General features: G+C 68.2%; 24 protein-coding genes. 16 read left to right on the top strand and 8 right to left on the bottom strand.

Annotated features, from left to right (window positions below; genetic code table 11):
• Positions 1-14 precede the first annotated feature (14 nt).
• The 6 genes from O5O43_RS10335 (at position 15) to O5O43_RS10310 (ending at position 4,504) form a co-directional block, all read left to right on the top strand.
• Positions 15-689 carry a flagellar basal body-associated FliL family protein gene (locus O5O43_RS10335; protein ID WP_271083801.1) on the top strand — a complete coding sequence of 225 codons (675 nt, stop codon included), beginning with the start codon at positions 15-17 and terminating at the stop codon, positions 687-689.
• Positions 689-1,747, top strand: coding sequence for a flagellar motor switch protein FliM (gene fliM / locus O5O43_RS10330; RefSeq protein WP_271083800.1), 1,059 nt, complete (start codon positions 689-691; stop codon positions 1,745-1,747). The genes O5O43_RS10335 and fliM overlap by 1 nt, the downstream gene beginning before the upstream one ends.
• Position 1,748: 1 nt before the next feature.
• Positions 1,749-2,342: a DUF6468 domain-containing protein gene (locus tag O5O43_RS10325; RefSeq protein WP_271083799.1), complete on the top strand. Its 594-nt coding sequence runs from the start codon at positions 1,749-1,751 to the stop codon at positions 2,340-2,342.
• A gap of 24 nt (positions 2,343-2,366) precedes the next feature.
• The gene (locus O5O43_RS10320) at positions 2,367-3,329 is read left to right on the top strand and encodes a hypothetical protein (RefSeq protein WP_271083798.1); all 963 of its coding nucleotides are present in this window, start codon (positions 2,367-2,369) and stop codon (positions 3,327-3,329) included.
• A gap of 81 nt (positions 3,330-3,410) precedes the next feature.
• Positions 3,411-4,184, top strand: coding sequence for an SDR family oxidoreductase (locus O5O43_RS10315; RefSeq protein WP_271083797.1), 774 nt, complete (start codon positions 3,411-3,413; stop codon positions 4,182-4,184).
• 65 nt (positions 4,185-4,249) lie between these two features.
• Positions 4,250-4,504 carry a DUF3297 family protein gene (locus O5O43_RS10310; RefSeq protein WP_271083796.1) on the top strand — a complete coding sequence of 85 codons (255 nt, stop codon included), beginning with the start codon at positions 4,250-4,252 and terminating at the stop codon, positions 4,502-4,504.
• 335 nt (positions 4,505-4,839) lie between these two features.
• Here the strand turns inward: O5O43_RS10310 and pgeF are convergent, their stop codons facing one another.
• Genes pgeF through lgt form a run of 3 tightly spaced genes read right to left on the bottom strand, consistent with a single transcriptional unit; the run spans position 4,840 to position 7,557 of the window.
• A complete protein-coding gene (gene pgeF / locus O5O43_RS10305) occupies positions 4,840-5,613 on the bottom strand; it encodes a peptidoglycan editing factor PgeF (RefSeq protein ID WP_271083795.1) in 774 nt (257 codons plus the stop codon).
• Between the two features lie 2 nt (positions 5,614-5,615).
• Positions 5,616-6,683 carry an SAM-dependent methyltransferase gene (locus tag O5O43_RS10300; RefSeq protein WP_271083794.1) on the bottom strand — a complete coding sequence of 356 codons (1,068 nt, stop codon included), beginning with the start codon at positions 6,681-6,683 and terminating at the stop codon, positions 5,616-5,618.
• Position 6,684: 1 nt separating this feature from the next.
• On the bottom strand, positions 6,685-7,557 hold the full coding sequence (gene lgt / locus O5O43_RS10295; RefSeq protein ID WP_271083793.1) for a prolipoprotein diacylglyceryl transferase: 873 nt from the start codon (positions 7,555-7,557) through the stop codon (positions 6,685-6,687).
• Between the two features lie 170 nt (positions 7,558-7,727).
• Here lgt and O5O43_RS10290 point away from each other — a divergent pair, with 170 nt between their 5' ends.
• The 3 genes from O5O43_RS10290 (at position 7,728) to O5O43_RS10280 (ending at position 9,352) form a co-directional block, all read left to right on the top strand.
• Entirely contained in the window at positions 7,728-8,015 is a 288-nt protein-coding gene (locus O5O43_RS10290) for an accessory factor UbiK family protein (RefSeq protein WP_271083792.1), read from the top strand.
• 84 nt (positions 8,016-8,099) lie between these two features.
• Complete coding sequence (locus tag O5O43_RS10285; protein ID WP_271083791.1) at positions 8,100-8,603, top strand: YbjN domain-containing protein; 504 nt, start codon at positions 8,100-8,102, stop codon at positions 8,601-8,603.
• A gap of 11 nt (positions 8,604-8,614) precedes the next feature.
• On the top strand, positions 8,615-9,352 hold the full coding sequence (locus O5O43_RS10280) for a pyrroline-5-carboxylate reductase dimerization domain-containing protein (RefSeq protein ID WP_271083790.1): 738 nt from the start codon (positions 8,615-8,617) through the stop codon (positions 9,350-9,352).
• On the opposite strand, the gene O5O43_RS10275 is transcribed toward O5O43_RS10280, so the two are convergent.
• The 4 genes from O5O43_RS10275 to O5O43_RS10260 form a co-directional block, all read right to left on the bottom strand.
• Positions 9,349-9,834, bottom strand: coding sequence for a hypothetical protein (locus tag O5O43_RS10275; RefSeq protein ID WP_271083789.1), 486 nt, complete (start codon positions 9,832-9,834; stop codon positions 9,349-9,351). The two genes, O5O43_RS10280 and O5O43_RS10275, sit on opposite strands and share 4 nt — an antisense overlap.
• 83 nt (positions 9,835-9,917) lie before the next feature.
• Complete coding sequence (locus O5O43_RS10270; protein WP_271083788.1) at positions 9,918-11,261, bottom strand: ATP-binding protein; 1,344 nt, start codon at positions 11,259-11,261, stop codon at positions 9,918-9,920.
• Positions 11,258-11,707 (bottom strand): hypothetical protein, encoded by a 450-nt coding sequence (locus tag O5O43_RS10265; RefSeq protein WP_271083787.1) that lies wholly within the window; start codon positions 11,705-11,707, stop codon positions 11,258-11,260. The genes O5O43_RS10270 and O5O43_RS10265 overlap by 4 nt, the downstream gene beginning before the upstream one ends.
• 9 nt (positions 11,708-11,716) lie before the next feature.
• The gene (locus O5O43_RS10260) at positions 11,717-12,436 is read right to left on the bottom strand and encodes a response regulator transcription factor (RefSeq protein WP_271083786.1); all 720 of its coding nucleotides are present in this window, start codon (positions 12,434-12,436) and stop codon (positions 11,717-11,719) included.
• A gap of 82 nt (positions 12,437-12,518) precedes the next feature.
• Between O5O43_RS10260 and O5O43_RS10255 the strand changes: the two genes are divergently transcribed.
• The 4 genes from O5O43_RS10255 to O5O43_RS10240 all read left to right on the top strand — a co-directional run bounded on the left by O5O43_RS10255 (position 12,519) and on the right by O5O43_RS10240 (position 15,973).
• The gene (locus O5O43_RS10255; RefSeq protein ID WP_271083785.1) at positions 12,519-13,397 is read left to right on the top strand and encodes a branched-chain amino acid aminotransferase; all 879 of its coding nucleotides are present in this window, start codon (positions 12,519-12,521) and stop codon (positions 13,395-13,397) included.
• Positions 13,398-13,549: 152 nt separating this feature from the next.
• Complete coding sequence (locus O5O43_RS10250) at positions 13,550-14,821, top strand: nucleoside transporter C-terminal domain-containing protein (protein ID WP_271083784.1); 1,272 nt, start codon at positions 13,550-13,552, stop codon at positions 14,819-14,821.
• Positions 14,822-14,837: 16 nt separating this feature from the next.
• The gene (locus O5O43_RS10245; RefSeq protein WP_271083783.1) at positions 14,838-15,458 is read left to right on the top strand and encodes a glutathione S-transferase; all 621 of its coding nucleotides are present in this window, start codon (positions 14,838-14,840) and stop codon (positions 15,456-15,458) included.
• On the top strand, positions 15,455-15,973 hold the full coding sequence (locus O5O43_RS10240; RefSeq protein ID WP_271083782.1) for a 2'-5' RNA ligase family protein: 519 nt from the start codon (positions 15,455-15,457) through the stop codon (positions 15,971-15,973). The genes O5O43_RS10245 and O5O43_RS10240 overlap by 4 nt, the downstream gene beginning before the upstream one ends.
• Here the strand turns inward: O5O43_RS10240 and O5O43_RS10235 are convergent.
• Positions 15,957-16,391, bottom strand: coding sequence for a PaaI family thioesterase (locus O5O43_RS10235; RefSeq protein WP_271083781.1), 435 nt, complete (start codon positions 16,389-16,391; stop codon positions 15,957-15,959). The two genes, O5O43_RS10240 and O5O43_RS10235, sit on opposite strands and share 17 nt — an antisense overlap.
• 71 nt (positions 16,392-16,462) lie before the next feature.
• On the opposite strand from O5O43_RS10235, the gene O5O43_RS10230 reads away from it, so the two are divergent.
• The 3 genes from O5O43_RS10230 to O5O43_RS10220 are packed head-to-tail and all read left to right on the top strand — an operon-like array spanning position 16,463 to position 18,364.
• Complete coding sequence (locus O5O43_RS10230; RefSeq protein ID WP_271083780.1) at positions 16,463-16,783, top strand: DUF3253 domain-containing protein; 321 nt, start codon at positions 16,463-16,465, stop codon at positions 16,781-16,783.
• Positions 16,767-17,378 (top strand): uracil-DNA glycosylase family protein, encoded by a 612-nt coding sequence (locus O5O43_RS10225; protein WP_271083779.1) that lies wholly within the window; start codon positions 16,767-16,769, stop codon positions 17,376-17,378. The genes O5O43_RS10230 and O5O43_RS10225 overlap by 17 nt, the downstream gene beginning before the upstream one ends.
• The gene (locus O5O43_RS10220) at positions 17,375-18,364 is read left to right on the top strand and encodes an alpha/beta fold hydrolase (protein ID WP_271083778.1); all 990 of its coding nucleotides are present in this window, start codon (positions 17,375-17,377) and stop codon (positions 18,362-18,364) included. The genes O5O43_RS10225 and O5O43_RS10220 overlap by 4 nt, the downstream gene beginning before the upstream one ends.
• Positions 18,365-18,413: the final 49 nt, after the last annotated feature.

Raw genomic sequence — 18,413 nt, 5'->3', positions numbered from 1 at the left:
GGACGACCTTCCGCATGATCAAGCTTGGCAAGAAGAAGGACAAGGCTCCGGCCGACGCCGACGACGCGACCAAGCTCGCCGTCGCCCACGGCGCCGAGGTGGAGGGCGAGGCCCCGGCGAAGAAGAAGCTGCCGCTCCTGTTCATCATCGCCCCTGTGGCTCTCCTGGTTCTGGGCGGCGGCGGGGCGGGGGCCTTCTTCATGCTCCAGCCCAAGCCCGCCGCGGCCGAAGGCGAGCACGGCGAGGGAGCCGCCAAAGGCGGCCACGGTGAAGAGAAGAAGAGCGGCGGTCACGGCGAGAAGAAGGAAGGCGGCGGCCACGGCGGCGGCGGCGAGGGCGGCGAAGCCGATCCGTCGCTGGGCAAGATCTCGGAAGGCCCCGACGGCGTCACTTTCCTGACCCTTCCCGACATGGTCGTGAACATCCAGTCGCCCGACGGTCGTCCGACGGTGATGAAGCTGGGCCTCACCCTGGAGATGCACGACGCCGACCTGGCTTCACAACTCCAGTCCGAGATGCCGCGCATGCAGGACATGTTCCAGGGCTTCCTGCGCGAACTTCGTCCCGAGGACATCGCCGGCTCGGCCGGCCAGTTCCAGCTGCGCGCCGAAATCCTGCGCCGCGTGAACCTGATCGCCGCGCCCTCCACGGTCGACGCCGTGCTGATCGAAGAAATGCTCGTCCAGTAATGGCCGATACGGACGAACTGGATCCGTTCGCCGCCGCCGACGCCTTCGGCGAGGACCGGACCAGTGCGGCCTCCGAACGGGTCCTGAACCAGGACGAGATCGACAATCTCCTGGGCTTCGACCTCGGCGACGGAGACGATTCCGAACGCACCGGCATCCGCGCCATCATCAACTCCGCGCTCGTCTCCTACGAGCGTCTGCCGATGCTCGAGATCGTCTTCGACCGCCTGGTGCGGTTGATGACGACGTCGCTTCGCAACTTCACCTCCGACAACGTCGAGGTGTCGCTCGACAACATCTCCTCGATCCGCTTCGGCGACTATCTGAACTCCATCCCGCTGCCGGCCATCCTCGCGGTCTTCCGCGCCGAGGAGCTGGACAACTACGGCCTGCTGACGGTCGATTCCAACCTGATCTATTCGATCGTCGACGTGCTGCTGGGCGGTCGTCGCGGCACGGCGGCGCTGCGGATCGAGGGCCGACCCTACACCACGATCGAGCGCGTCCTGGTCCAGCGGATGGTCGAGGTCATCCTGGCCGACGCCCAGGCCGCCTTCGAGCCCCTGACGCCCGTCCACTTCAACCTGGACCGTCTGGAGACCAACCCCCGCTTCGCCGCCATCGCCCGTCCCGCGAACGCGGCGATCCTGGTCAAGCTGAGGATCGACATGGAGGATCGTGGCGGCCGGGTCGAACTGCTCCTGCCCTACGCCACCCTCGAACCCATCCGGAAGATGCTGCTGCAGCAGTTCATGGGTGAGAAGTTCGGCCGCGACAACATCTGGGAAGGCCACCTGGCCACCGAGCTCTGGACCACGGACACCGAGGTCCGCGCCGTGCTGGACGAACAGTCCGCCCCGCTCTCGACCGTTCTGAACCTCAAGGTCGGCGACACCTTCATGCTCAACGCCACGCCCGAGTCCGACGTCTCGATCCGCTGCGGCTCGATCCCGGTCACGACCGGCAAGATGGGCCGCAAGGGCCAGCATATCGCCGTGAGGGTCGAGGCTCCGATCTCGATCGAGGCCGCCTCCAGCCTGACCAAGGGAAAGCGCTGACATGACCGGCATGATCCTCGACGCCGTCCTGATGCTGCTGCTGGTGGCCGCCCTCGGCTACGGCGTCCGCCTCGAGAAGAAGCTGACCCAGCTCCGCGCCGGCCAGCTGGCCTTCGCCGGCGCCGTCACCGAACTCAACGCCGCCTGCACCCGCGCCGAGAACGCGCTCGGTTCGCTCCGCGCCTCGGGCGAGGAGGCGGACCTCCTGCACGACCGCATCCTCAAGGCCCGCGCCCTGAAGGCCGACCTGGAACAGCTGATGGCCCGCAGCGGTCGCGCGCCCCTAGCCGAAACCCGCGCCGGTCCGCGCCTGGAGGAGACTCGCGCCGAGGTCCGCGCCGCGCCTGCCCGCCCGGCGCCCGAGCCTGCCGCCAGGCCCGTCGCCCCCGTCGTCGCCGACCCCGACGACCGCGCCTTCCGCATGGCGGCGCTTGCCGAGCGCATCCACGGCCTGGCTGCTCCGGCCCCCGCCGCGGCCGGCGCCGGCAACGTCCAGGCCATCCTGCACGCCCTGACCGCTAACCAAGCCGCGAAGCAATCCCTCAACCGTGCGCGCGTAAACCTCGCTGCCGACGACGACCTTTTCGCCGCATAAAATCTCTCCCGGATTCCTGACCTTATGGCCAAGCTGCCTCGCCTCCTGCCCCTGATCGCCGTCGCCATCGGCGGGGTCGTGGCCGTGCGCGCCGTCGGCGCCGGACCGGACCTGTTCCAGGGCGCTCGCGCCTGGGCCGAGGAAGCCACCGCCGCGGCCAGCGAGGCCGTCGCCACCCCCGCCGCCTCCCGTCCGGCCCCTGCGGTCTGCGCCCTGACGCCCGAGCAACTGGCCCAGCAGGCCGGCATTTCCCCGGCCGAACTGCGCATCATCCAGTCGCTCTCGGCCCGTCGCACGGAGCTGGACGCCCGCGATGCCGACTTCGCCACGACGCTGCCGCTGATGGTCGCCGCCGAACAGAAGCTGGACGCCAAGATCACGGCGCTGAACGCCATCAAGGCCGAGGTTCAGGCCCTGCTGGGTCAGGTCGATGAGCGCGAGGCCGCCGAGACCGCCCGTCTGGTCGCCGTCTATTCCGCCATGCGTCCGCGCGAGGCCGCCGCCGTCTTCACGACGTTGGACGACAGCGTCCGCCTGCCCATCGCCGCCGCCATGCGTCCGCGCGGCCTCTCGGCCATCCTCGCCCAGATGCAGCCGGCCGCCGCCCGCGAACTGACGGAGAAACTGGCCCGCCGCTTCCAGGCCCAGCAGCTGGCCGCCCGCGCCGCCGCCGCCTCGGCGCCGGTCGCCCCGACCCAGACGGCCGCTACGACCACGCCGCCCGCTGGCGCGCCGGCCGCGAACGCACCGGCCCCGACCCAGACGGCCGCCCCCGTCGCCACGACCCCGCCGACGGCCCAGCCCGCCGCCAATCGCGCCCCGGCCCGTCAGCCCGCGCGCCAACCGGCCCGCCAGCCCGCTCGCCAGACCCCGCGCGCGACCACGCCGGCTGCGACCCCGCCCGCCGGACCCCAGCCCTACCAGCCGGCCGCTGGAAATTCGGCGGCTTCCGCGAACCCCGCCGCACCCCGCCAGTCGGTTCAGTAGGATCCGCCCCTTCGCGTGTTCCATCTGGACCCCGGCCTTCACCGGGGTGCACGGTGGCGTAGACAACAAGGGGAGACAGCCATGGCGTTCGATTTCGCCGGCAAGACCGTCATGGTCTTCGGCGGCACCTCCGGCATCAACCTCGGCATCGCCAAAGCCTTCGCCAGAGCCGGCGCCAAACTCGCTGTCGCCAGCCGCAGCCAGGACAAGGTCGACGCCGCCGTCGCCCAGCTCTCGGACCTCAACCCGGCCCTGGGCTACAGCCTCGATGTCCGCGACTTCGATGCGGTGAAGGCCGCCGTCGCCGACTTCCGCGAGAAGCGCGGCACGATCGACGTTCTGGTCTCCGGCGCGGCCGGCAACTTCCCGGTCCCGGCCGCCGCCCTCAGCTCCAACGGCTTCAAGACCGTCACCGACATCGACACCCTGGGCACCTTCCACGTCCTGCGCGCCGCCCACGAGCACCTGACCAAGCCGGGCGCCAGCATCATCAACATCACCGCGCCCCAGGCCTGGATCCCGATGGCGCTTCAGGTCCACGTGTGCGCCGCCAAGGCGGGCGTCGACATGATCACCAGGACGCTCGCCATCGAATGGGGCGGGGAGGGGGTGCGGGTGAACTCCGTATCGCCCGGTCCCATCGACGGCACGGAAGGCATGGATCGCCTGGCCCCAACACCCGAAGCCAAGGCCGCCGCCGCCCGCGCAGTGCCTCTGCGTCGTCTCGGAACGGTCGACGACGTGGCCGACGTCTGCCTGTTCCTGGCGTCAGACTACGCCCGCTATGTCTCAGGCGTCGTTCTGCCCGCCGATGGGGCCTGGAGCGTCGGCCGCGGCTTCTCCGGCCTCGGCTAGACCAACGTTGTCGGATTGAGCGGGGGCGGCTATGCACCGCCCTCAAGTTTTCCGAAGGCCCTGCCATGTCCGACACGCCCCCCGACCGCCTCTCGGTCAACCCGAACAACAAATACTACGACGCCGAGGTGCTTCAGCGCGGCGTGGGCGTGCGTTTCAAGGGCGAGGAAAAGACCAACGTCGACGAATACTGCGTCTCCGAAGGCTGGGTCCGCCTCGCCGTCGGCAAGGCCGTCGACCGCAAGGGCAACGCCCTGACTGTCAAACTGCAAGGCACGGTGGAACCCTACTTCCAGAGCGGCGTGGACGAGGGCGAGTAACTCTCCCCCACCTCCGTGCGCCCCAGCGAAGGCTGGGGCGCAGATCACGGACACAGTCCGCGCGGATCGCTCACCTGATCTGCTGATCAGTTCATCGTGCCCGCCAGCTGGAACCCACGACGAATTCCTGTCGAGCATAAAAATCTATTCGACAGTCTGAGGTAGGGCGCCGCCTGCCCCAGAGCCGCGTCTCACCCGATTTGCTCGCCTTGGTATCTCGCTGGCCTACAATGGCGACTTGGGTTCGCGGAGAGAGAGAGCGCTGGTGATTTCGTCCGTTTCGTCACGTTTTGTCACCGTGAATCCCGTCATGACGAAACGGACGAACCCGGCTCTCAGGCCAGCGCGATCGCCGACATCAGGCGTCCGAAGTCCGGCTGGTCACGCTGATACGCCCGCCGGTTAGAGTAGAAGGCGGCCTCGTCCGCACAGGTGTCGTGCCCAGTCCAAGCGGCCTCGCCGACCCCGGCCTGCTTCAGTCGCCACAGCACGAAGCCCGGCAGATCGAACATCCGCTTGTCGGCCGTCCCACCCTTTATGAAGAACCTCTCCGAGCCCGGATCGTGGTGCTCGAACCGCTCCTGAAAATCGGCCCCGACCTCATAGGAGCTCTGCGCGATACAGGGCCCCACGACGGCGACGATCCGCTCCGGCCGCGCGCCCAGCGCCTCCATCGCCGCGACGGCCGAATGCACGACCCCGCCGAGCGCCCCCTTCCAGCCCGCATGAACCGCGCCCACCACCCGCGCCTGCGCATCGGCCAGAAGCACGGGCGCGCAGTCCGCGGTCAGCACGCCGGGGATCACTCCCACGGTCGCGGTCACCACGGCGTCCCCCTCCGGTCGCTCCCCGGCCCAGGGCCCTTCGGCCACCCGCGTGATCGCCGAATGGATCTGATAGCAGGCCGCCAGATCATCGGACCCGCCCCCCAGATGCGCCGCGATCCGCCGCCGGTTCTCCGCCACCGCCTCCGGATCGTCCGCCGACCCCAGACCGGTGTTCAGCCCCTCATAGAGCCCGGTCGAGACCCCGCCCCGCCGCGTGAAGAACCCATGCCGCACCCCGGCGGTCTCCAGCAGCGGATGGGTGATCGGTTGCAAGTCGCTCATGCTTAGAACCCCGGTACGCCCAGACTGCGCGGCGCGAAAATCGCCGCCGCCTTGAACAGCTCGCCCATCTGATCGGCCGCCGTCAGTCGGGCCAGTTGTCTCGCGATCACCGGCGCCGCCTCGGGCCGTCCCGAAGACAACCGCTCCGCCCGCGCCTCGATCCCCAGCCGCCTCAGAAACTCGCCCTGGCCCAGGCAACCGGTCACATCCGCGCCCGTTCGCACCGCCGCTTCCAGCACAGCCGGGAAGTCCGCCCACTGGGTCAGATCGGCCTCGCCCGGCTCCGCCAGAACATCCACCTTCTGGTGCCGCTTCAGCCCCTGCAGCGTATCCCCCGGCCCCGGCCGGTCCCGCCCGTAGTCGATCAGAAGGGCCGCCCCAGTCGCCTCGTTCAGCAAGGCCCCGAGATCCCGCCCCAAGGCCGCCTGCTGCTCGGAAACCTCGATCACCTGGCCCGGCTCCATCCCGTAATCCGGCTTCTCGAACCCGCCCGTGATCCCGACCAGCCCGAAGGTCAGCCCGCCGTCGTCGGTGACCCCCACCCGCCGCTCGGCCCAGCCGCCCTCGGTTCTCACGAACTGGCGTGCCGGCAGACAATCCAGCACCTCGTTGGCGATCAGGATGACCGGCGCATCCGTATCGATCTGCGCCAGCGACCGGACCCAGCGCGGCGAGACGTCGGCCTGTCCCAGTCTGCGTTCCTGCACCGCCCTCAGCGGTCCCGACGGCTCGATCAGGATCAGGTCGCAGGCCTCCAGGAATCCCGGAGCGAGCCGCGCTGCCCTCAGCGCGTCGTCCATCAGAGTCCCGTCGCCCGGCCCCACCTCGACCAGCCGGAACCGTTCCGGAGCCCCCAGCCGATGCCAGGTCTCCACGGCCCACAGGCCGATCAGCTCCCCGAACATCTGGCTGACCAGGGGGGCGGTGATGAAGTCTCCGCCTTCCCCCAGCGCGGGCCGCGTCGCGTAGTAGCCGTCCTTCGGATCGTGCAGGCAGCGGGTGACATAGTCGGCCACCGTCATCGGCCCCGTCAGAGCGATCTCCCGCGCCAGCCGGTCCTTCAGCGCCATGTCAGGCGGCGGCTGCCGGCGGCCGGCTCCACGCCCGCCAGATCAGCCAGGCGCCGATCAGGATCATCGGCGTCGACAGCATCATCCCCATGGTCAGCCCCAGCGGGAAATGCTCCATCCCGGCGTCGGGCTGGCGGACGTTCTCCAACAGGGCCCGCGACGCGCCATATCCGACCAGGAACAGGCCGGTGACATAGCCGGGCTTGGCCAGCAGTTTCCACTTCCAGATGGCCAGCCCCAGCACCACGAACAGAACGATGCCTTCCAGCCCCGCCTCATAAAGCTGGCTCGGGTGACGCGGTTCGTTCCCGGCCGGGCAGAAGCCATAGACCTGTTCGATCCGGGCGTTGCAGAACCGGATAGCCCAGGGGACATCGGTCGTGCGCCCCCACAGCTCCCCGTTCACGAAGTTGGCCAGCCGCCCGAAGAACAGTCCGATCGGCGCCGACGCCAGCGCCATGTCGCCGATGCTGAGCGCATTGGCCCTGGTCTTCCAGGCGTAGATCAGCACCGCCGCCGTACAGCCCAGCATCCCGCCGTGGAACGACATCCCCCCGGTCCACAGCTGGAACAGCTCCAGCCGCTCGCCGATGTTGGCCCCCGTGAACAACTGGGCGAACATGACCGGCTTGTAGAAGAGGGCGTATCCGAAACGCCCGCCCAGGATGATGCCGAGCGTGATCCACAGGATCAGATCGTCCAGCTGCGGCCCCTTCAGCGGCGGCTGACCCGGCGCCCAGACCCGCTCGCTCTTCAGGATCCGCGCCGCATAGACCCAGCCCAGCACGATCCCGGCCACATAGGCGAGTGCGTACCAGCGGATAGGCAACGGCCCCAGATGGATCAGGACCGGATCGAACTCGGGAAAGGTCAAGCGAGGCTCCTGCAACGGTTCTCCCCGGCTTTAGCAAGCGCCGATGCGTCGCGCGAGGGTGACACGTTTCAGCCGCGATTGACCTCGAACAGGGGGTGTCTGGAAAGGTTTCGTTCACCATATCAGGCAACCTTCCCTTAACGACGCCCGCCGCTGGGCCGGAGCCTTCGATGCAGACGCGCAATCCCTTCCTCGACGAGTTCGCCAAATTGTCGACCAGCGCCATGGGACTGGCCCAAGCCGCTGGCGAGGAAGCCAAGACGGCGTTCCGCGCCCAGGCCGACCGCTTCGCCGCCGAAATGGACCTGGTCCGCAAGGACGAGTTCGACGCCCTGAAGGCAGAGGTCGCCGCACTGCGGGCCGAGTTGTCTGCGCTCAAAGCGCCTGCACCCGAGCCCGACAAGCCTCAAAAGGGAACGTCCACAGACGGAACTCGTCTGCCGGACGCAGCCGGTTGAGACGAATCTCCGAACACGCCTACCGTCAAATTCACAGGCGACCCTGAGTCGGTCGCTCTTCTTCCGCGAGATCGAGTTCACCTTATGGATGCTGCCGGACCCCAAGAGGTCGACGTCCCCTACGATCCGCTGGACGTGGTCGAGCATGTGCTGAATGCCGAGAACCTGCCGTTCGATCGGACGGACGACGGCGATCTGGCCTTCGCCCTCGCCGGCGACTGGAAGGACTACGAGCTCTGGTTCGCCTGGCGTCCGGAAGGCGATTGCCTGCAGCTGTGCTGCGCCCTCGATCTGCGGGCGACCAAGTCGCGTCGCAACGCGGCCTATGAACTGGTCTCCATGGTCAACCAGCGCACCTGGATGGGCCATTTCGAGGTCTGGTCCGAGGACGGCGAGATCGTGTTCCGCCACTCCCTGGCCCTGCCGCACGGCGAGCGGCCGACCCTGGCCCAGGCCGCGTCCATGATCGACGCCGCCGTCGAGGCCGCCGACCGCTACTATCCGGCCTTCGACTTCATGATCCGCGGCAACAAGAAGCCCCAGGACGCGATCGACAGCTGCCTGTTCGAGACCGTCGGCACGGCCTGAGCCGCCCTCCGATGACGGTCGTACTCCTCGGCCACGGCCGTCTCGGCTCCGCAATCACAGAGGGCTGGAATCTGAGCGGCTCCGTGGCGAACCCGACCATCCTGACCCGCGCCGTCCCGCCGGTCTGTCCGCCGGAGACGGAGGCGCTGGTCATCGCGGTCAAGCCCGCCGCCTGGCGCGAAGCCGTCGCGCCACTGCTCGACACCCTGCCGGCGAAGACCGTGGTCGTCTCGGTGATGGCGGGCGTTCGCGCCGAGGACTTGTCAGTCGCCCTGACGGGTCGCGCCGTGGTTCGCGTCATGCCGACTACCGCCGTGGCGCAGGGGCAAGGGGTGGCCGCGATCTGGTCGGATCACGCGGAGGCCCGCGCGCTGGCCCATCGCCTTTTCGACGGCATCGCCGATACGGTCGACCTAGACGCGGAGGCCCTGATCGACGCCGCGACCGCCGTGGCCGGTTCGGCCCCGGCCTTCTTCTACGCCCTGGCTCAGGCGCTCGCGAAGGCGGGTGTAGAGGCCGGCCTGACGCAGAACGTGGCCGAGCGGCTGACCCGGGGTGCGCTGCGCTCCGCAGGATCGGGCGCCGCTACCGATGCCCCTCTGGAAGACCTCATCGCCCGCATCGCCTCGCCGGGTGGAACGACACGCGCGGGCCTGGACGCGCTCGCGGCGGCCGACCTGAACCGAGCCGGTTCGGCGGCGGTGCGCGCCGCCGTCAGTCGGGCTCAGGCGCTGGCGAAGGGCGGCTAGCGCGAGACCAGCCGACCCGAGACCAGGTTGCCCGCCAGCCGGGCATAGGCCCGATCGGCGTCCTGCCAGGTGGTGTAGCCCTGCACGTCCGCCAGCGAGGAGGAGTAGCGCGAATAGCGCACCGGCATCCGACGGCCGTCGGCGGTGATGACCTCGCCCTCGATCGTCGCCCCGCCGATGGAGATGCTGTCGATGATCGACAGACCGGGCTTGTCGGCGGCCTGCCGCCAGGTCGGGCGGTTGGGCTTCAGATCGGTCAGGATGAGGTTCACCTGAGCGCCCTCGAGGGCGCCGTCGCGAGCGAGCCGGCGCTCGACGACCGTCTGCAGCCGCTCGATCTGCTCATTCACATCGCGGTGGCCCAGCTCCTCGACGTCGTCGGTCAGGTCTCCGCCCACGGTGACCGTGACCTGCTGGGCGAAGGCCGGGGCCGCGAGGGCGGCCGCGAGGGCGAGAGGAGCGATGAAGGCGAACGGGCGCATGACGATCTCCGGGTTTCCCTGTCCACTGCAAGATGCGCTCGCGAAGGCTCTTTCGCCAGTAGACGCCGCAGAAAGTGAAAGGCCTATCCGGGCAGGCGGATCAGGGCTCTCAAGCCCCCCAGATCGCTGCGCGCCAGGGTGATGTCGCCGCCGTGCCCGCGCGCCACATCCCGCGCGATGGCCAGGCCCAGACCCACCCCCTTCCTGTTCTGGTTCCGGCTCTCGTCCAGACGGCTGAAGGGCCTGAAGGCCTCCTCATGCATCTCGTCGGGAATGCCGGGCCCGTCGTCCTCCACCGCGATCTCCAGCCCTCCGGAGGGCAGGGGACGCGCCGACAGCCGCACATGCTCGCCATGCGAGGCCGCATTGCCCGCCAGATTGGTCAGGGCCCGCTTGAACGCCAAGGGGCGCAGCGAGGCGATCAGGTCGGCGGGCGCCGTGATCTCCACCTCGGCCCCCGCGCGCTTCACATCCTCGCCCGCCGCGTTCAGCAGGGCGGAGACATCGACCGGCTGCGGCGCCTCGCCGGCCTCGCCCTTGGCGAAGGCGAGGTATTCGTCGATCATGTGCTCCATCTCGTCGAGATCGCCCTTCATGGCGCTCTGACGCTTGAACTGCGGCGCCAGGGCCAACTCCAGCCGCAACCGGGTCAGGGGCGTCCGGAGGTCGTGGCTGACCGACGCCAGCAGCGCCGTCCGCTGTTCGATGTGGCGCTGGATCCGGTCGCGCATGGCCAGGAAGGCGAAGGCCGCCTGCCGCACCTCACGGGCGCCGTGCGGCTTGAACTTCGGCGACATCTCGCCGCGTCCGAAGGCCTCCGCCGCCTCGGCCAGCCGCTCGATGGCCCGGACCTGATTGCGAATGAAGAGAATGGCCACGCCCATCAGCAGCACCGTCGCCAGCATCAGCCAAAGGACGAAGATATGCGCCTGGGTCGCCACGGCCCGCTCGCGAGGCGCGATGATCCGAAGCACCCCCTGCGGCTGTTGTACCTGGATGTCCACATAGGCCGGATAGCGAGTGGTATCGAACCAGAAGGGTTGATCCAGCCGTGCCGCGAGCGCCGCCTCCAGCGTGCGATCCACCACTCCGATCGGCCCTCGTCTCTGCTCCTCGGGCAGGGTCGCCCCGGGCCGGAGCGCGATCGAAAGCTGCATCGACCGCTCGCCCCGGTCGGCGATGGCCGCAAGGTTGGCGTCCGTCGGCTCGTCGCGATAGCTCTCGGCCGCCCACGCCACGTCGCCGGCGAGCCCCTCGGACAGGCGCGCCGTCACCGTCTGCCAGTGCATGTCGAAGAAGGCCCAGGTCACCGCCCCCTGCATGATCAGGATGGGCAGGACGATGATCAGCAGCGACCGTCCCCACAGCGACGACGGCAACTGCCGCTTCAGGAACCGCGCCAGGACCGGGAAGGGCAGCAGCCTCATGGCGTGTCGGCCGCCGCTTCCTGCGCGGCGGTCTGGCGCAACAGCCGGTAATCGTCGGCTTTGAGGGCCAGGTAGAGGGCGCGCCCCGCCGCCTCGGATTGCTGCCCCCATGATCCGTCATCGTCGAGGGATCGGGACATGGCGCCCATCAGGACCGCCAGCCTCGCGCTGGCCTGAGCCGTCAGGTCCAACCGGTCGTTCTCGGCCGCTCGGACCGCCTCGTCGTCGAGGCCGGTTCGATCTCCGCAGACGAGCGGTCGCGGATGATGTCGCTCCAGCATGACCGTGCGAATCCAGGCCTGACTGGTTCCGTTCTGCCCGGCCTCGCCGTCGCAAGGATCCGCAACCTCGCCCGCGGGCGTCGCCTTGACCCAGAGATCTTCAGGCGGCGGTCCGTCCTGAGCTCCGCCCAGAACAAGAGCAGCGGCGATGGCGAGGAGACCCATGCGCTCGTCTCAATCCGGCGCCAGCATGTATCCGACACCCCGGACGGTCTGGAGATAGCGCGGGTTCTTCGGATCGGCCTCGAGCTTGCGGCGTAGGCGCGTGACCTGAACGTCGACCGCGCGGCCGGTGATGTCGGCCGTGTCCGGCGACAGGTCCATCCGCTCGACGGGGGCGTGGGCGTGGAGCGCCAGGGTCTTCAGCAGTTGCGCCTCGGCCTCGGTCAGCCGCATCGGCGCGCCGTCGCGCGTGAGCTCCAGCCGCTCCAGATCGAACATCGCCGTGCCCAGCCGGATCTCGCGCGGCATGATCGGCTTGACGCCGGTGCGACGCAGGATCGCATCGATCCGCAAGGCCAGTTCCTTCGGGTCGAAGGGCTTGGACATATAGTCGTCGGCCCCGCGCGACAGGCCGTCGATCCGGTCCGACGCCTCGCCCCTCGCGGTCAGCAACAGGACCGGCGTCTTCGACAGCTGCGCCTTCGATCGCACCCAGGTCGTCAGCTCCAGCCCGCTCTCGCCGGGCATCATCACGTCCAGGACGACCAGGTCGAATTCGATCAGCTCCATCAGGCGACGCGCGGCGGCGGCGTGGGCGGCGCCGGTGACGCGATATCCCTCTCGCGCCAGATACTCCTTCAGCAGCTCGCGAATCCGGTCGTCATCGTCGACGATCAGCAGGTGACGACCCACGCCGGCGCCGGCAACGGGGCCCGAACGTCCGCCGCTCATGCGAACATTCCCGCGCTCATGGCGTTGACCTTGGGCGCTTCGGGCGTTCTAACCGGCAAATCTTCGCAGGAGACGTTGTTCAATGGCCTTGGTTCCTTTCGACGATCGTGACGGTTGGATCTGGATGGATGGCGAATTCGTTCCCTGGCGGGAAGCGAAAACGCACGTTTTGACCCATGCCCTTCACTACGGCTCGTCGGTGTTCGAGGGTGAGCGTATGTATGGCGGCGAAATCTTCAAGCTGACAGAGCATTCCGAGCGTCTGGCGCGGTCCGCCAATCTGCTCGACTTCGAACTGCCCTACTCCGTCGCCGAAATCGACCAGGCCTGCAAGGACACTTGCGCCAAGATGGGCATGGAGGACGCCTACATCCGGCCGGTTGCCTATTTGGGGCCGGAACAGACTTCCGTATCGGCGCTAAACAACAAGTGCCATGTGGCCATCGCGGTCTGGGATTGGCCAAGCTATTTCGACCCCGAGGTCAAGAAGCGCGGCATCAAGCTGGAGTGGGCCAAATGGCGCCGCCCGGATCCCGCGACGGCTCCGACGACGGCCAAGGCCGCCGGCCTCTATATGATCTGCACCATGTCCAAGAACGCGGCCGAGAAGCGTGGCTTCGCCGACGCCATGATGCTGGACTGGCGCGGCTACGTCGCCGAGGCGACGGGCGCCAACGTCTTCTTCGTCCAGGACGGCGTGATCCACACCCCTGACGTCACCCACATCCTGAACGGCATCACGCGCCAGACGGTGATCGACATCGCCCGCGCCAAGGGGATCGAGGTCGTGGTGCGCCACATCCGTCCGGAAGAGCTGGCGACGTTCTCGGAATGCTTCCTGACCGGCTCGGCCGCCGAGGTGACCCCGGTCCAGTCGATCGGCGAATACACCTTCACGCCGGGCGACCTGTCGCTGACGCTGATGGACGACTACGGCAAGCTGGTACGCCGTATCAAGTAAGCGTTCCGCCGTCTTCGAGAACAAACGGCCCGGCGGCGACGCCGGGCCGTTTCGCGTTCGGGGGTGCGACAAATGGGCTTGCGGCCCGACGCACAGTCGCGTTCAAGCGACGACGGACCCGGCGTCGCCGGTGTGGGGAAAACCATCGTTCCATGTTCAGCGTCCTGAACCTTCAGAGCCTGCTCGGGCTCGTCGTCATCGTCGCCGCCTGCTGGGGCCTGTCAGAGAACAAGCGCGCCTTTCCCTGGCGTCTCACCCTGGGCGCGATCGGCGTTCAGGCGGCGCTGGTCCTGGCCCTGTTCGCCATCCCGGGGTCCCAGAACGTGCTCGCCGCCGTGACCAGCGCTGTCGACGGTCTCGCGGTCGCGACCACCGAGGGCACGAAATTCGTCTTCGGCTGGTTGGCGGGCGGAGACCAGCCCTATGCGGTCACCAATCAGGCAGGCCTGTTCACCTTCGCCTTCAACGTCCTGCCGCTGATTTTGGTCATCTCGGCCCTGTCTGCTCTGCTGTGGCACTGGAAGATCCTGAAGTGGCTGACCCACGGCTTCGGCCTCCTGTTCCAGAAGACCATGGGTCTGGGCGGCGCCTCGGCGCTGGCGGTGGCGGCCAACATCTTCCTCGGCATGATCGAAAGCCCGATCGTCATTCGCGCCTATCTCGACAAGCTGACCCGGTCCGAGATCTTCCTCATGATGGTGGTGGGGCTGGCGACCGTCGCCGGCTCGACCATGGTGGCCTACGCCTCGATCCTGTCGGCGACCCTGCCGAACGCCGCTGGCCACGTGCTCGTCGCTTCCATTGTCTCGGCGCCGGCCGGCGTTCTGCTGGCCCGCATCATTATCCCCGAGAAGCCGGGCGAGGGCGGTCAGGTCGCGGACTACGGCTCGGCCCTTAAATACGACTCGGCCATCGACGCGATCGTGAAGGGCACGGCCGACGGCCTGATGGTGGTGCTCAACATCTCAGCCGTCCTGATCGTCTTCGTGGCTCTGGTCGCCCTGGTGAACATCATGCTGGGCGGCTTCTGGCTGTTCGGCGATCACATCACGGTCGAGCGGCTGCTGGGCTGGATGTTCATGCCGATCGCCTGGCTGATCGGCGTCGACTGGGCCGAGACGGGCAAGGCGGGCTGGCTGCTGGGCGTCAAGCTGACGCTGACCGAGTTCGTCGCCTTCATCCGTCTGGGCGAGGTGCCGGTCGGCGAAATGAGCGAGCGGACTCGCATGCTGCTGACCTATGCGCTGTGCGGCTTCGCCAACATCGGTTCGGTCGGGATCACCGTCACCGGCCTGTCGGTTCTGATCCCCGAGCGTCGCGAAGAGGTTTTGGGCATGGTGTGGAAAGCGCTGTTCGCCGGTTTCCTGGCCACCCTGATGACTGCGGCGGTTGTTGGCGCGATGCCGGCCTCCATATTCCGCTGACACCGGAGACTGCCCTATGAAACTCTACGACAGCCACCGCGCCCCCAATCCCCGGCGCGTCCGCTGGGTGATGGCCGAGAAGGGCATCGAGGACGTCGAGATCGTGCCCATCGACATCATGTCGGGCGAGCATAAGACGCCGGAGTACCGCGCTCGGGTCGGGGTGCCCCACGTCCCGGCGCTGGAGCTGGACGACGGCACGACCATCTCCGAGTCGGTCGCCATCGGCCGATATCTGGAGGCGCTCTATCCGGAGCCCAACCTGTTCGGCGTGGATGCGCGGGAGCAGGCGATCGTCGAGATGTGGACCCGCAGGTGCGAATTCTATCTGGCCAACCCGATCATGCTCAACGTTCGCCTGACTCACCCGGCGCTGGCCGCGCTGGAAAGCGCGCAGCAGCCCCAGGTCGCCGACTACAACCGGGTCGCGGCCGAGCGCTTCATGCGGACAGTGGACCGGCATCTGGCCGATCATCCGTTCATTGCGCTGGACCGGTTTACTATCGCAGACATCGTGGGCGTGGTCGGCCTGGACTTCGCCAGGCTGGTCAAATATCGGCCGCCAGAGGATTTGACGAACCTTGCCCGCTGGCTTGGCGACTGCCGGGCTCGTCCAGCCGCCAAGGTCGGGGTTTGACGCCGGACGCCGATCCGCTGATCGTCAGCGTGGGCTTTGACGCGAGCGCAATCGCGTGTTTCGACCGTGTGCGTCGCGCCCATTTTCCGCCCGAGCTCAATCGGATCCCGGCCCATCTCACCTTGTTTCACCATCTGCCGGGCGGGCGCATCGCCGACGTCTGCGACGCGGTGGAGGACGCAGCTCGCCGCTCGACCTTTCAGGTCACGGTGTCCGGCCTGCGGAAGCTAGGTCGGGGCCTGGCCCTGTCGATCGACAGTGTCGATCTCGTCGAAGTGCGCGCGCGGCTCGCGTACCGGTTCGCCGACGTTCTGACGCCTCAGGACCGCCAAGGCTTCCGGCCGCATGTCACGATCCAGAACAAGGTCGATCCGCAGGTCGCGGCGGCGCTTCACGATCAACTCGCCGAGAACTTCGACCCCTGGACGGCGACGGTCGAGGCGCTGTTGCTATGGCGCTACCGGGGAGGGCCCTGGGAGGCTGCTGGGCGCTTCGACTTCAGCCGCGCGGCATGAACTTCTTGATGATGCCCGAGTAGGTCATCAGGGTTCGGTCCCCAGTGGTGATCTGGCCGCGGACGAAGATGAGCGAGCCGCCCGCCCTCACGACCTCTCCCGTAGATTCGACCAGTTCGCCGACGCGAGCGCCGTCGATGAAGGTGGAGTCGAGCTGGACCGTCACGCCGTTCTTGCCTTCCATCTCCTGATAGGCCGTCTGGAACAGGGAGATGTCGGCGAATGTCATCAGGCAGCCGCCGTGCATCCGGTGGCCCGCGTTCATGTGCTTGGGCTCGGCGCGGAAGGCGCAACGCATGCGGCCGTCGGGATCGGGCTTGAAATAGAAGGGGCCGACCGTCTGGTCGAAGGTGCCGTGTAGGTCGTAGGTTTGCCAGCCGGCGAACTCGCCCTCGGTCACAGTAATCTTGGCTACCATCGTCCTTAGTCCCGCGTCCGTCAGGCGGATACCGCCTTCTTTTTGATCTTGCAGTGCAGCATATAGGCCCGATGAGCGATCCAATCGAAGCGGCAATTTTCGAAACCCTTGCCAAGGCCAACCCCAAGGGCGTTGAGGGCAAGTCCGTGGAGCCGGCGGATGTGGCCAAACACATCCAGACCGAGCAGTGGCAGCGCGTCCTGCCCAAGGTCCGCGCCACGGCCTTGGGGCTGATGCGCCAGGGGAAGCTGACCATCACCAAGAAGGGCAAGGTCGTCGATCCGTCGAACTTCCGGGGCGTGACCCGTTTGCGCCTGCCGACCGAGGCCGAGACCGCCGCGGCGCTCGCCGCCCTGCCGCCCAAGCCCGAGGGCGATGACGACCTCGCCTGATCTTGCAGAGGTCCTGAGCGAAATCAGGGCATGCCGGGCCTGCCTGGGCGAACTCCCACATACCCCGCGACCGGTCATCCGGGTTTTTCCAGAGACCCGATTGCTGATCTGCGGTCAGGCCCCGGGACGACGCGTCCACGAGAGCGGACTTCCCTTCACCGACCCGTCCGGCGACCGGCTCCGCGACTGGATGGGCGTCGACTACGAGACCTTCTATGCCGATCACAGGCTGGGCGTGGCGGCCCAGGCCTTCTGCTATCCGGGGACCGCGCCCCAGAAACATGGACGGAGCGGCGGGGACTATCCGCCGCCGCGCCGGTGCGCCGAGCTGTGGCGGCCCCGGCTGCTGGAGGCGTTGCCGGAGATGGAGCTGACGCTTCTGATCGGAGGCTATGCCCAGGTCTGGGCTCTGGGGGATCGGGCCAAGGCCACCATGACCGAGACCGTTCGGGCCTGGCGGGAGTACGCGCCCGCCATCCTGCCGATGCCGCATCCGTCCTGGCGCAACACCGCTTGGCTGAGGCGCAATCCGTGGTTCGAGACCGAGGTCGTGCCGTATCTTCGCCAGAGGGTTCGGGGCATCCTCGCCGCATGATCCGCCGCCTCGCCCTGACTGCCCTGCTGCTGACCCTCGCGGCCTGCGCGACGCCGCAGGTGCAGGCCTCGCTGACGCCGCCGGCGGGGTTCGCCGGACCGAGGATCGAGGCCAACGCCTTCGTCGTCGATGACGGCGGGCGTCTGCCCTATCTGCGATGGGGGCCGGCGGAGCCCGAGGCCGTCGTCATCGGCCTGCACGGGATGAACGATCATGCGGCGGCCTTCCGGCTGGCCGGGCCGTATTGGGCTGAGCACGGGATCGCCACCTACGCCTATGACCAGCGCGGCTTCGGAGATGCACCCGGCCGGGGCGTTTGGGCCGGGGAGGCGCGGATGGCCGAGGACCTGCGCACCGTCGTCGCCCTGATCCGGGCGCGGCATCCGAATGCGCGGATCGCCGTGGCCGGCGAGAGCATGGGCGGAGCGGTGGCCGTCTCGACCTTCGCCTCGGACCGGCCGCCGTTCGCCGACCAGCTGATCCTGCTGGCTCCGGCCGTCTGGGGCTGGTCGAGCCAGGACCCCCTGAATCGCGTCAGCCTGTGGACCGCCGCCCGTCTGATGGGATCACGTTCGATCGAGCCGCCCGAGTGGGCCGTGCGACACATCCGGGCGACCGACAATCTGATGGAGCTGGTCGCCAACGGCGCCGATCCCGGGTTCATCCGCGCGACCCGGTTCGACGCCCTCTACGGCCTCGTCGATCTGATGGAGAGCGCGACCCGGAAGCTGGGAGAGGTGAAGGCGCCTACGTTGCTGATGTACGGGGCTCACGACCAGATCATCGAGAAGCGACCCATGCGCCGCGCCCTGATCCGCGCGGGCAACCCGCCGAACCTGAGGACGGCCTGGTATCCGCAGGGCTGGCACCTGTTGAACCGGGATCTGCAGGCCGAGGTCGTATTCCGCGACGTCGAGGCGGTTCTGCGGGACCCTAACGCAGTCCTGCCCTCAGGGGCGGGGTCGGTAAGCGAGGCCTTGCGCTGAGGTTCGTCCAGCTGGTCCGGACAGAAGGCGCCATGACGAAGCAGACGAA

The organism is Brevundimonas sp. NIBR11 (assembly GCF_027912535.1).
Classification (GTDB): domain Bacteria; phylum Pseudomonadota; class Alphaproteobacteria; order Caulobacterales; family Caulobacteraceae; genus Brevundimonas.
This window is presented reverse-complemented; position numbering and strand designations above follow the sequence as displayed.